Raw genomic sequence first — 14,456 nt, forward strand, 5'->3', positions numbered from 1 at the left:
TTTTCGGCTGGCTTTGTTAAGGCACCAGTGCAGCCAGTGCTGGCAGGTAGGGAGCAACTAGCGGCCCCAAAACCTGCATGTGATCAGCTAGAGCAGACATGAAGTTTTGATATTTAGATTTGAAGCTATCAGCTCCATAGCACTCCTGCATTTCAATGACACTACTTTTTGCCGCATCGTATGCTGGTTCACCGCGCACAGACTCCAGCGCCTCAATTAATTGGGAAAATACTTCAGGAGTAGTATCATTGTTAATTGCATGCTGCTCAAAGTCTCTGCTACCTGTTGCTACATTTTGAACGTTACCAGAAATGTAGGTATTGAATATTTGATGAACTTTATCCTGCGGCACCGGATTAGAATTGACAGGAGCTTCGCCTGCATCAGGTGATTCTGCTTCAATTTCAAGGACGAAATTTAATATTCTATTTCTCACGGCATCTAGAGCAGCGACAATTCCAGTAACAGGTATAACTTTCCAAGCCTGCATGCAATTCATGCCTTCATATATATCTTGCCCTACATATGCTACCAAATCAGGGTTCCAAGGCTCTTGCAATGTGCCGCCACTCGCATCATTTACCAAGCTTTCCATTGATGCCACCCCTTGATTAAGATAAGAGTGAGTCAAGTTCTTCCGAAGCTTTTCATTTATACACATTAATGGGATATCGGCATTCCTCAAACCTGACTGGAAGGGGCCAGAAAAGTGCCCTTTTGAGTTTACTGTAAGTACTCGGTAATCAGGCAGATCATCAATGTCATCATAGCCACTCAATTCACATTCAACCCACTGTTTAAATTCTGGGTTTCCCAAACGAGCGGCTAGTACTTTACATTTTCTTAGTAGGACCGCCAGTTCAGTTCTTGAATCTATCGCGGTATCCTGTATTTCTCTCAATAGTGACATTCGATATTCCTTTAAATTCTCAGGTACGCTAACGCCCTAACATTAGTAATGTCCGGCAAGAGTCTCTTAGCGATAAATCAACTTTGTGCCTAGAACGGACAGTCAATTATCTCCAACTCATGGGTAACTCGGGACAGCTAACGCAGTGTTAATCGGCGCGGGCTGTTTGTGCGTCCCACTGAGCGACAGCGAACGAATTTAACACCTTGTTAGCTTTATTGCTCAGGTATTTCACCTGTCGTTAAGAGTTCTAAAAACTGATGTTCAGTAAGAGCAACAACACCCTGCTTTCGTGCATTTTCAATTTTCGCGGGACCAGCATTATAGCCACAACATAGAAAATCGAGATTTTTGGTTACATTGACACGTATAAACATTCCGCGCTCTTCAGCCAGGTTGGTCAATTTAACTTTTTCATCTTTCTTGAAACCTGTGAAACAAATCTCAGGTTTTGACAAACGGTTGAGAAACCTAGAAGTTGCCTCTTCGTTTATATCGGAGTTTTCTAGGTGATACTGACGCCGCTCTTCTGGGTTTTCATTGCCAGACAGCATCTCAAGAACCCTATCTTTTCGATAAGTCTTAAGTTTGTTTTCAGAAACCGAAATACCTTGATAGTGGTCATCTGATATTGAGACGTTTTCTATGTTTTGAATGGATATCTCATTCTTGGCGTTTCGATATATAAATTGCATGAGTCTTCCCTACTTGATTAAAGCTGACGGTGATCGTCATCGAGTCCGGTGGAGGCCACGTTTTTTGTGGCCGGAACGTGTTTGAGCGGCTTGATACATGTTACTCGCTTATCACACGATACCTAAAAGGAGCTGGGACCCAATTTTTTCCATAATCATCATTTTCTTCTAAGGCTCCACAACAATTTCTATATTTATCATCGACATACTCTGTCCAAAGCAAGTTGCCAATCTCTTCACTCGGCACTAAAAACAAGAACTCTTCCGGAGTTACATCAATTTCTTTCTTGTTGATTCTCCATTCTCGCTCCCAACTAAAATCGATATGCGGAGGTTCGAAGCTTACGTGTCTCCACTTCAAGGATTCAGGCAGCAAGTGATACTCATTTTCTGGCTGATAGATTACAGGCCTTCCACCGTTTTTAAAAACCCACTCTTTACTGACCATGACACCATATTTTCTATATCGATGTTTTTGCTTATGGAACTCGATATATGGTGATTCGGTAAAACAGACACAGTCAAAAGAGCCTTTCACAAATCCATTAGCGCCCAGAATTTTTCTTTGAGAGATAATGCTACATATTCGATCAACGGCTTCATCATCTGATGATGCTTTTATCCAGTGACATAAATTCTCAGTAATATCTAGCCGCATAATTTACATGTAACGAAACTGAAGAAATACGCTTTCCGATGATCGCTTACCCACAGCCCGTTCCTTTTAATTTTGATGATCACTATTCAACCACAACCACTTAACAGAATCACCCATTCGATGGAATGAAAAGAGTAAATATGGATAAATATATTCCTGAGCTAATTGTGCCAAAAGCGGACGGTGGGAAGCTCATATAACTATAGATCTCGGTGCTATCCACTGAACGATGTCTCAGCAGTTGACTGACATATTTGAGCGGCCGCCCATGCAATGACAAGTGAATTGCAAACGAATGCCGAAAGGTATGGGCACTGATACGGAACGGTGCGCCCCCTACTCTCTCCACCAACGCATGAATATGCCGGTTCACCGTCTGCCGCGCCATCGGAAATATTCTTTCCGTTTTTTTTGGATGTGCGGGCATAGAGGTAGCTCTGAATCCGGTTCTGGAGGGCGTGATCGACGATGGGGACATAGCGCTTGGGCGAGCGTACAAGAGAAGCCTTGCTGGGCCAGCTGGGTCGTTGTTTGAGCGTTTTCAGGATCACGCCAAACTCGTAGCCGTCATCAATAAACGAGTTGGGGGTCAGGGCGAGGACTTCGGAAACCCGGGCCCCGGTGGTCCATATCAGGTGCAAAATAAGCCGGTAGGTGGGGTCTTTTTCGGCGTCGAGCAGCAACAGGATTTCGAGTTCCAACAGATAGGCCGGCATGGCGTCGACGGTATCGAGCACCCTGGGGCGTTTGGCCATCCTACCATTCCATTTGACCATGGAAGATCCTGAGCAGCAAACCCTGGCCCCTCTTTGATAGTAGACAGGCGGTATAGAGCGCGAAATCCGAAATTCGTGGTCAAGAGCCACTTTTTGTACCATTTCACCTAGATCCTTGGTGTATTTATAGAGGGATTATAAGACGTCATTGACGCTGAAAACAACATAACACCCATAGCTTATAGGGAGTTAAGTGCGACGGGATGGCGGTTCCAAAATAGAGGGGAATGGTGCAAGTGCGACAAAAGAGCCCCATGTTACGGCGGGATCCCCCATCACGGTATCCCTTCAGAACGAGTGAAGTAGCCGATGACGGTCGGGGCCCTATTCCGTGGCCCCGGTGTTAACATGCCCTCCATCCACTTCAATGGCATGTTGTCCAAGAACCTCATGAAAATCCAATTACTCAGCGATCTGCACCTCGAGCTTCAACCCTTCGACTACCAAGCCTGTGACGGCGACGTGGTGGTCCCGGTCGGTGACATCCACACGAAAGCCACAGGATAGAAAGGGCTCAATCGCTGTGTTCGTAAAAGTGATCACACACCATCTTACCGGACAAGGCTCGACCGTTAGAACTAAGAAAACACCTGTGCATAACTCAAGACGTCCTGAGAGAGTTTTGACTCGCGGTGCCTGACCTCAACCGGGTTATGCTTCACAGCCTCCACAACGAAGTTGTTGGGCAAGACTTTCGGGGACATTATACCAAGCCCTTGACGATGAACCTGCCTTGCGGTGAGGTATTGTTCGTATTGGAGGGGAAGGCATAGTATCGGCACCTGCGCTAGGCAGGCCTGAGCAACCAATCCTGCACCAGCATGGCAGATTACGAAGTTGGCTTCGGCCAACAGAGAGCCCAGAGTGAGAGGCTGATTAAAGCATTGGATATGATGACCGAGACGCGTTGGTACATTGGAGCGGTCCGGCAGATAAATGATGAATTCGGTCTCGGGGCATTCATTCATCTGCTCAAGCAACTGGTCGAGCTGATTGTATTCAGGCTTGAGGTAAGCCAACACTTTGTCTGTATAAGGTGTTCCTTGCCATCGAGCGGACATTGCGTGATCAAAGTCTCGTACAGGATTGACGTACTGAATAGCTCGGATATCCGAGTAATAATCAAGCAAAGGAATGCTTTTCACAAAGTTCCTGTCTGCGTAAAACACTTCGCTGACTTTGAACAGAGGCCGTTGTCCATGACTAATGAGTTCGCTATTGATTGTGCCACATAGGTGCTTCTCTAATTTGGCAAGTCTGAGAGGCTCTCGCTCATCCATTGTTCGGAACTGATGCGAGACTCTCAGGGGCGGAAAACTGAACGTAGACCCAATAGAGATCGTGTCTATATTACATATTTTCGCGGCCAATAAAGCGGTGGGAGCATAATCGGCGACGATCACATCTGGAGATAGCGTATGAATTATCTTAACCCAATCGTTAACCATTGACGCTAAATGTGAGCGCTCTGCGTACCCGTTACACCACAGTATTTCTGCCATGCTGTTCGGTGACTCGTGATAAGGCTTACACCTTGAGCGGGCGGGGGATGGACATACACGAATCCCTTTTTGGGCAAAAGGTGCAGCAAGGTCAAGATTGCTCAGCGCTACCACGACCTCATGACCTTGACTCATGAGGTAACACGCCACGTCGTACAGTGACATGGCGTGTCCTAGCCCTCCCCCAAGCTCCCAAGTCAGAAAATATTTTGCCATTCTCTTCTCGGGCCCTCCAGCACAACACTGATACGCACATCACAGACCATCTTAAGGTGCATTTCAGCTCCAAGATGAGGCAATAACGGGCGCAACTTGATCTCGGGTGTCTTGGGGCACAATAGCCCCAACCCCTGTTGGTACATCAAATGAGGCCATGGCCGCCACCAGCTGATCAACCTGATTCGCATACAATACCTGATCATCAGCATAGATAGCATCTATCTGTGCTGAAGAATCACTGTACCAATCGCGGGCCGTTATCTGATCATTGGTGCCCACCACATCAATCACCAAGTCATTGCCCAGCTGAGTAAACCACAAGTTATCAGGATTCAAGTCACCGTTGAGGTGCAAAGAATCATTCCCGGGTTTTCCTGAGCTGGCATTAACAATGGTGTCAACACCATCCCCGGCACCAAAGATGTAGTGATCGTCTCCCTTGCCGCCCTCTAAGGTGTCATTGCCTGTACCGCCGACAAGGGTATCATTGCCATCATCTCCGTTCAGAGTGTCGTCACTGTCGAAGCCAAAGAGGTAATCGTCTGCGCTGGTCCCCGTTATAGCTTCCGATGAACTGGTACCGATCCAGGTATTGGGGCGAGATAGATCCGGTTCGACGGTAACGACTGCTTGCCCTACGGCAGTGGACTGACCATCGGACACAAGGTACTCAAACGCTAGGTCGCCCAGAAAATGAGTGTCCGCCGTCACAGCGACTGAGTCAGTTTGCGGATCGTAAATCACTGTCCCATCGGAAGTATTTTGCACCCCGAGGAGAGATAATTGATCGCCTTCTTCATCTGAGTCATTATCCAGCAGATTGCCTGCAGCGATCACTATGGTCTGCGTATCCGTCATAGAAAAACTGTCTGACAGTGTAGTCGGGGTGTCATTAACCGCCGTCACGTCAATGGATACTGACGCGGTAGACTCGGTGATACCGTCAGACACTGTATAGTCCAACCCCGCAAGACCATTGAAGTTTTCATCAGGTGTAAATGTGATCACACCTTGATCGCCATCTAATACCCCCACCCCATCAGATACATTACTAATTGAGACGATAGATAATGCATCTCCATCAGCATCAGAATCATTAAGCAGCAGATCAGACACGTTTAAGGTCAATACTGTATCTTCAGAAACAGACGCAATATCGGCTGTTGGATTCGGTGCACTGTTATTGATCTGGATAACCGCAATGCCTGTAGAGGTATCTTTACCGTCAGAGACCAGATACTCAAATCTGGCTGCCCCAACGTAATCGTCATCAGGCGTGAACGTCACAGTTCCAGAAACATCATCCAGTACAACAGTGCCATTTTGAGAGTTTAATACATCAACGATTGATAATATTCCACCATCAAGATCGTAATCATTGGCAAGCAGCTCCGACACAGAAAAGACAATTGGGCGATTCACAGAGGTACTGTCAAAGTCACTGATGGCAATTGGGGCAGTATTGATATGATCAGTATCTAATTGATTAAACTGATCGGCATTCCAAGCACTTCCATCCGCAAAGCGGATCTCATCAATGGCATAACGATAATTAAAACCTAATCCATCACCTAAGAAATGATTCTTGACGCGAATAGAGTCTGAATCATGAGTGATAACAAGATCATTATTGTCTTTAGCCAAGACAACATTGGATTTATCGATAGAGGCATCAAATTCGATAACATCAACTGCCTTATGTGCAAGGCCAGAAGCTACCGTGTAGGTATCGTCATAATTGTCTATGACATCATGACCAAACCCAATAGAAAAGCGATACTCATCACTCGAATTCCCACCAACGAGATAATCATCACCGGCGCCACCGATTAATGTATCCGCTCCGTTCAACGCGATCAAAACATTGTCATTACCATCTCCGGTTAGAATATTGTTTGCATCATCACCGTACAAAGCATTGTTGTTGGTTTCTGCATAAGGAACCGCTAAAGCGACCAGGTCGGTAATGTTCCACTGAGAGCCATCATGAAATTTCACTTCTTTAATACCCTGCTGAAGTGCAGCGTTAGAAGCGAAGAAATTTTCAACGGTTAAGCGATCATCGCTGTGGGTAAAAGAAAATACAAGATCCTTGTCTTTCTGAAATACCAGAACATCCTGGGTATTGATGTTTTCCCCAAATTGAAGAATGTCAAAATCATCACGATAGTCGGTATCAGGATCCGTATACGACATCGGACGGAAGTGCATAAAACCCTCTTGTTCAACTGAGATTATACGATCATGACCATCGCCAATGTTGAATTGGTAAATATCATGACCATCTCCTCCTGAAAGTACATCATCACCTCGTCCCCCAATCAGAATATCATCCCCGCGTCCACCATGGAGTTCATCGTCACCGCCTTCGCCCATTAACAGATCATCTCCGTCTTCGGGATACGTTTTCCAGTCGTCGTCCTCAGGGTATGGACTTCCACCATATTCTCCATACTGCAAAAAATGGGTTGATGAGTATTTTTCTATGATCGATGGCCCGCCATAGAGGGTATTATTGCTTCCGCCACCATAGATTTCATCATCACCTAAGCCGCCATCAATGACTTGATTGTCAGAGCTGAGTGAAAAAAATGGACTTTTGGCGGATACCAGAATATCGTTTCCGTCTCCGGCCCAAATGTTTTCCAAAGCATAAAATATAACATCATCACTGTGAGTGGTGACTAGTCCGCCTCTGTATGAAAACGCGTCCAGTATTACACCTTCTGTCAGCTTGGCGGCATTAATGCCCAGATGCTGATAATAATCATCCAGCGAAAAGTCAGCCCCCCCTTGTAAGTCTGAAATGTTGAGAATTAATTCGGGCTGCTCTGTAAACTCAAGTTGAAAATCTACAACTTTGCCTATTTCTACTGTTTGCTCGTATCCCTTGATACTAAGAAGGCCGCCCAAATTAACCACATCTTCCGAGACTATACCCGCGCCAAAGACGATACGGTCACTCCCTTCAAAATCAGATCCCACAGCATAAGGGGCGTAGATAATACGATCATGACCATCATCGGTGTCTATAAGATATACGTCATCGCCCACACTGCCTTCCAGGCTGTCATTGCCTGCGCCTCCAGCCAACGTGTCGTTTCCACTTCCGCCATGAAGCACATCATCCCCTGAATTGCCTTTCAACCAATCATGATCTGCGCCGCCTTGCAACACATCATTCCCTGAAGCTCCGAGTAATGTGTCAGAAGCAGACGATCCAATTATGCCGTCATCAAATGGCGTGCTTGACAACAATCTGGACTGTAACGCGTTGATATCCCAAATGGTACCGTCATCGAAGTGTACCGAGTCAATGAATAACTCATTTAAGTTATACAGATTCTTGCCAATCTCAATGCCGCCGGAATTATCACTCAACCTCAATTCTGGCGCGCCACTAGAAGCAATATGAAACACAACATCCGATGGCTCAATATTTTTTAGAATGAGTGTGTTAACAGCTGATTCTGCTGAAGAAGTTATGGAATCAAAACCATCGCCATAGCTGTATATGACGGTGTTATTCCCAGCGCCCAAGCTGTATTCATCATTGTCAGCACCACCCTCAAGAACATCATCGCCTCCGCTACCATAAAGTTTGTCATCTCCGGCGCCACCTAGTAATGTGTCATTACCTTGACCGCCAGAGAGCATGTTGTCACCGGCATTTCCACTCAGCAAGTCGTCCTGGTCTGTACCGCTAATCTCATTTCTCGTCAGACGCTGTAACAGTTCGGTATCATGCCAGACAGTTCCATCCGAAAAATGAACCTCTTTCATGGACTGATCAGAAAACCACGATGCAAAGTAATATTCTAATGTAACGGAATCTCCTGTTGTTGTATTGAACAGAACAAGGTCGTACCCACTTTCAATGACCTCCAGATCATTAGATTGAACGGTATTGTCGAATTCAATGCGATCAATGCTTAATGCGTCGCTTCCATAATCACTGATTCGATCGTTACCATCATGCAGTGAAAATTGATAGCTATCACTGCCAAGCCCACCAGCCAGAAAATCATCTCCAGCTAAGCCTGACAAAATATTATCAGCATCATCACCATACAAATTATCGTTTTCGGCAGTTGCTATGGATACAGCTCCGTCGATATAAGCCTGATCCCAAATCGTGCCGTCACTAAACTGAACAGCATCAATTCCATCAATAAAATGATCCATCACCGAAATTGCCAGCGCTTGGTTTACCCACACTTGAAGATCATTTTCGTATCTTCGTAAAGTAACGTTATCCGATATGATTCCTTCTTCGAAGAGTATGCGGTCGTAATCAGAAACTGCACCAACATTACCAATATGATCAACACCGTCTCCCGCTTGATAGTAGTAGGTGTCATTTCCTGTTCCGCCGTAAAGTGTATCGTTGCCAGTCCCACCGATTAGAAGGTCATCGCCACCGTCGCCATAAAGAGTGTCATTACCATCACTACCATAAAGTTCATCGTTTCCATCTTGTCCATGAATGTCATCAAATCCTCCCAGGCCATCCAATATATTGTTGGACGAGTCACCATACAGCGTCTGAGACAGAGCATATGGGGTTGCTGCCATTTGTGCCAAGTCTTGCGACGTCAGCTTAAAACCATCAGCAAAAATAATTTCATCGATTTGATATTCATCGCCATTAAAGAAATTTGAAAATATCAGGGCGCGTTTCTCATTTAGGTAAATAGTGAGATTATTATTTTCTCGTGTGACAAGTACATCCGAGAGATAAATATCATCCCCCAGTTGAACTTGATCGACAGATGCCACATCGACATCATAGTTATGTATCGTATCCAGCCCTTCCCCAAGGTTGTAGTAATAAATGTCGCTACCACTGCCTCCATCTAAATCATCATTACCCTCTCCACCAAAGAGGTAATCGGTGTCGGCTTCACCATACAGATAATCATTTCCTGAACCACCAGTCAGGTAGTCATTGCCATAGCCCCCAAAAATATTATCATTGCCGCTTTCACCATTAAGGATATCGTTATCCGCTTCGCCTCGGAGCGTATCTCTGTCATCACCTCCATTGAGGGTGTCCTGACCGTCCCCACCATTCAGGTAATCACGCCCTTCACCTCCACTTAAAGTGTCATCACCGGCATCGCCATACAAATTATCATTGCCTTCTCCACCATTGAGAGTGTCGTCACCTTCTCCACCGTACAGCGAATCTTTGCCTTTTCCTGAGCTGATAACATCGTCGCCGCCATAACCCCGGATAGTGTCTGTGGTATCTCCCGCCACTATCGAGTCTGCACCGTCAGAACCATTAATGGTGCGATAAACACTGGCATCATTAATACTTTGTACAACGGTATAACCACTCTCGTCAGCTAGGGCAATTCCCGATAAGTATGAGTTACCATCGGTACTATTGAATCCACCTACTAGAGTGATTCCAGAAGAAGAAATGTAATCCCCCTGGCCATCCTCTTGAAGTACCAAACTTTGGTACAGTCCTTGATATGCGCCTAATGTTGTAGCAAGAATACTTCCGGATCCACTACTGCCAAATCCACCACCAATCCCTGATCCAAGATTGACACTAAGATCATTATTTTGCGCTGAGACAGATAGGCCGCTCGGGTCTTGAGAAGCAGGAATGAGAAGTAATGAATTAGCAGGGGGTGTGGTATAGCCTTGAGCCCCGCCTACAAACTCTCGAACAAAGTCATACTTGCTCAGAATTTCTCCATCACTGAACTGAAATTCTTTAAGGTACAAGTAGGTGTAGGAGTCCATACTGATACGGTCAGTGCCGTAGGTAATATTGACAATGTCATTACCATTGCCATCCGTGGAGAAAGCAACACTGAGATCCGATTTGGTGATTCCTCCATCAAACACCAGAGTCGAGGCTCCGCTGGCATCCTCAACATGGTCATACCCATCCCCGGCACTGAAGATGTAGGTGTCTGCCCCTAATCCTCCAGCTAGAGCATCATTACCGGTGCCGCCCTGAATTTGGTCATTCCCCGCCCCTCCCAGAATATCATCGTGGCCAGCTCCCCCTAGCAGGGTATCATCTCCTTCACCACCATCAAGCGCATCGTTGTCAGCACCTCCAAGCAACGTATCGTTACCCGCGCCGCCGGCTAGATAATCATCTCCGGCACCGCCATCGAGAGTATCCGCACCATGAAATTCAACTGCTAGACGAAGGTTTTCATGAATTGAAACTCCATCACCACTGAAACCGATAGATACAAACTGAGTTGTCTCACCAACGGAATCACCAAATAAACGATCATTCCCCTCCCCGCCCACGATGGAATCGTCACCGCCACCACCGTTTACAAAATCGTCTCCATCACCGGCATTAATAACATCATTACCATGATATAAACCATCAAGTGTTAATTCATCGCCGCTATAGTAGGTGATCATTCCATCGGAATCGCCCCAGATATTATCATTTTCGGTGCCACCCCAAATGGTGTCATCCCCTCCGTTACCCTCGATAGTATCGGCACCCGCCCCACCAAAGATAGTGTCGCTACCGTGTGCAGCACCACTGGTGTAACGATCATCACCTTGAATAACATCAGCATCCGAGCCACCATCCAGGAAATCATCCCCTCCATTCCCAAAGATATGGTCATTACCTGAATCACCTAATATATAATCATTACCATGATATGTGACATCCAGAGTTTGATAAAAACCTCCGGCTGACAGGTGGCCTCCAATAAAATCTTGGTGATTCATCCTGTCACCAATCAAGTAATCATCATCGGTGCCACCGGTAATGATGTCATCACCCAATTCGCCATAAATGTGATCGACCCCAGCACCACCAACTAACGTATCATCATAAGTAAAGCTGGCCGAATAACGTGCGCTGTCGTGATTTAAGAAGTCAAAACCGTTATTTTCATTGTTGTAAAGATAAAAGGAATCGCCAAAAATGTAATCGTCACCATCACCTCCATAAGCGGTATCATTCCCTGCACCAGCTCCAATTGCATCTTCATCGTTACCCCCATCAAGAATATCGTTATAACTTCCGCCATAGAGGCGATCATCACCGTCCCCACCGCTCAGGTAATCTTCGTCCCCCACATTTTCATACTGATGATTGGGGTCATAATCAGCGTAGAGCTCCTGATCCTGGGCAAATAAAATATCGAATTCGCCACCACCAAATATTTGATCCGAACCTTTTCCTCCTATGAGTACATCTGTACCACCCAAGCTATGATTATTGATGCCGTCACCCCACATAGCATCATTACCATCCTTACCCCAAAGATAATCTCCGATGATATTAAGTTCACCATAATTAAGAAGTTGGCTACCTTCTAAAATGTCATTGAGATCGCCGCCCTGAAAGTTACGACGTTCATCCTGATAATCAGATTGAGGGTAATAAAGATCAGCGTTGTAGAGAATGTTCTGTTGATTCACAAAACTTTGTTTGTTATTACCGGCACGACCGTCATAGGACCACTCCAATCGCTTACGACTGATAGTGCCATCACCCACTAAATAATCAGTGCCGCTGGAGGGAGGGGTTTGGGGTTCCTGAAAAGAAGTTAACGAGAAGCCGTAATCACCATTATTATAGGTTTGCACATTAACTGTGCTTATTTCACCGTTAAAGCGACTAACAATCTTAATTTGCGAACCAAGCTTATAGACGGATATTTCCGGCGTACCTGAATCATCATTAAAGGCCTTATCAATAAAAACATCACTACCACTAGCTGTCTCTTCAAAGTTGAGAGAAGATAGGTCATAGCCATTTATTGTAATAATGTCGCCAGTATCAGCAGCATCAATAATTGTATCAACGCCATCACCAGCATTGATCACATAGGTATCAGCTCCAGCGCCGCCAAACAGTTCATCATTATCTTTTCCGCCGATGAGAGTATCATTGCCTACACCACCATCAAGGTAATCCTCGCCAATATTACCTTTTAGAACATCATTGCCGGCCATTCCATAAATATGATCATTTCTATTCTTGCCCTGTAGCCCAACAGTATCATGACTATCGGTTCCAAAAATTATGTGCCGCTGCTCATCAGTCCCAATTGGGAAGCTTTTATTTAAACGAATTTCTCGATCTGAAATCCAGATTGAATTTTCTGAAATACTAAGATCTTGATAAATTCCTAGCTCGGCACCTTGTACGGTGCCAGAAACACCATCTCCGCCTGATTTTACAAGTAATGAGTTGGCGATTAGCATTGCAGCTCTATCTTGCACATAAGCTTCAGAGAAATTATCGAGCTCTAATTCACCATTCTGATTGAATCGATCATAGAGAGATTCGTCACCACTTATCACGAAAGGATTTAACTGCTGTAGGGCATATCGCCAGGCTAAGCTATCTTGAGCTTCAGATACAAATTGCTCGACAGAGAAATTAGTTATAAGCGCTATGTTTTCCCCATCTAGTTTTGCCGGTATGTCATCGACGGCATGACCATTAGGAAACAAAATCTCACCGATATCTTCAATAAGCTTCTTCTTGAAATCATCGTCATTCTCACTCGCTAATTCATAAATCCCAGTGGCAGAATCTGCACCTAAAATACCGCCGATTAATGCAGCTCCAAGTACGGCAACAGCGGCCAAAGGTGCTGAGACAGTCAGACCTACAGCAGCCAACAATGCCAAAGCTGCCCCACCGATTGCAGCCCCAGCCACCTCACCAGCTGCCGAGCCAGCGGCATCAACCGCCCAGAGCTCCATAATCTCTCTGGCTTTTTCTGAATTCCCTGCTTCCTCTTCCGCCAAAGCCTGCGTTGATGCCATGGAGAACGATAGCAGCAGGGCGGCCGGCCCCAATTTATTCAATGCAGAGCTAATAGCTCCAGATGAAACCTGAATCTCTGTTACAGATACAGAGGAATCTAGAGCATCCTGGATGCTAGAAAATTCAGAAAAGCTCTTTTTAAGTAGGTTATCAAGCGCCAGATAATATCGGCCATTGGCATCTTTGTTTGCAATCCAGCTATCATAATTATCTGGGTTAATATCTAGGTAATCTGAAATCCCCCCATTAGCCAAATCGGTCAGATTAATTTGTGCAAATGAATTGGCCTTAATAGAATCGAAAACTTCATCAATAGATCCACCTTCACTAGTAATTGATCTATATTGGCTTATATCTACCCCGTCAATAGTAGTAATATTCTCATTAGCCAGTAGCGCAGGAAGTTCTACCGCGCCAAAGACACGACCGACATCTGCCTGGGGCGCAATCACCCGCACTTCACCTACTGTTGCCTCAGCAAATCGTTTAGATGTACTAGCCCAAAGGCTATTATTTGGATCTGAGTTATATAGCCATTGATTTAAAGGATGCTCTCCACTTAGATCAGGCAAATCATCAAGTTCAAGTCCATAAATTGCAGCCGTTTTACTTATGAATTCGTCACTAGTTAGAAATTTAGCTGCATCAGTATTATTGATAATCCGAACATCACTACCCGCCTGCTCGTAAACATCAACAGCCAAACTATTTGCACTAACAGAACTCCCCTCAAAACCAACGCCCCCACTATAAAGAATAGTAGTCTTATATGGCTCCCCTGAATTAATTTCAATCTGATCAACTAGTGATTTTATTTCGTCTAATACTGCAGGAATATCAATAGGATCAAGATTTTCCGTATTAATTGCTTGCAGTCTTGTTAGAGCTTCATCCAATGAAATCATATCCAT

Annotated in this window: 6 protein-coding genes; all 6 read right to left on the minus strand. The window is 45.2% G+C overall.

Annotation, left to right across the window (positions count from 1 at the left end; all coding sequences use genetic code 11):
* Window positions 1–16: 16 nt before the first annotated feature.
* The gene (locus tag KOI40_RS00365) at window positions 17–910 is read right to left on the minus strand and encodes an AbiTii domain-containing protein (RefSeq protein WP_216095453.1); all 894 of its coding nucleotides are present in this window, start codon (window positions 908–910) and stop codon (window positions 17–19) included.
* A gap of 215 nt (window positions 911–1,125) precedes the next feature.
* Complete coding sequence (locus KOI40_RS00370; protein WP_216095454.1) at window positions 1,126–1,605, minus strand: BRCT domain-containing protein; 480 nt, start codon at window positions 1,603–1,605, stop codon at window positions 1,126–1,128.
* Window positions 1,606–1,705: 100 nt separating this feature from the next.
* Window positions 1,706–2,263 carry an abortive infection system antitoxin AbiGi family protein gene (locus KOI40_RS00375; protein WP_216095455.1) on the minus strand — a complete coding sequence of 186 codons (558 nt, stop codon included), beginning with the start codon at window positions 2,261–2,263 and terminating at the stop codon, window positions 1,706–1,708.
* Window positions 2,264–2,372: 109 nt separating this feature from the next.
* Complete coding sequence (locus KOI40_RS18695) at window positions 2,373–2,741, minus strand: tyrosine-type recombinase/integrase (RefSeq protein WP_369413124.1); 369 nt, start codon at window positions 2,739–2,741, stop codon at window positions 2,373–2,375.
* An 876-nt stretch (window positions 2,742–3,617) separates the two neighbouring features.
* On the minus strand, window positions 3,618–4,184 hold the full coding sequence (locus KOI40_RS00385; protein WP_216095456.1) for a glycosyltransferase: 567 nt from the start codon (window positions 4,182–4,184) through the stop codon (window positions 3,618–3,620).
* A gap of 636 nt (window positions 4,185–4,820) precedes the next feature.
* Window positions 4,821–14,450: a cadherin-like domain-containing protein gene (locus KOI40_RS18700; protein WP_304504150.1), complete on the minus strand. Its 9,630-nt coding sequence runs from the start codon at window positions 14,448–14,450 to the stop codon at window positions 4,821–4,823.
* Between the last annotated feature and the right edge of the window lie 6 nt (window positions 14,451–14,456).

The sequence above is a fragment of the Pseudomaricurvus albidus genome, assembly GCF_018863235.1.
In the GTDB taxonomy this organism is placed as follows: domain Bacteria; phylum Pseudomonadota; class Gammaproteobacteria; order Pseudomonadales; family Cellvibrionaceae; genus Pseudomaricurvus; species Pseudomaricurvus albidus.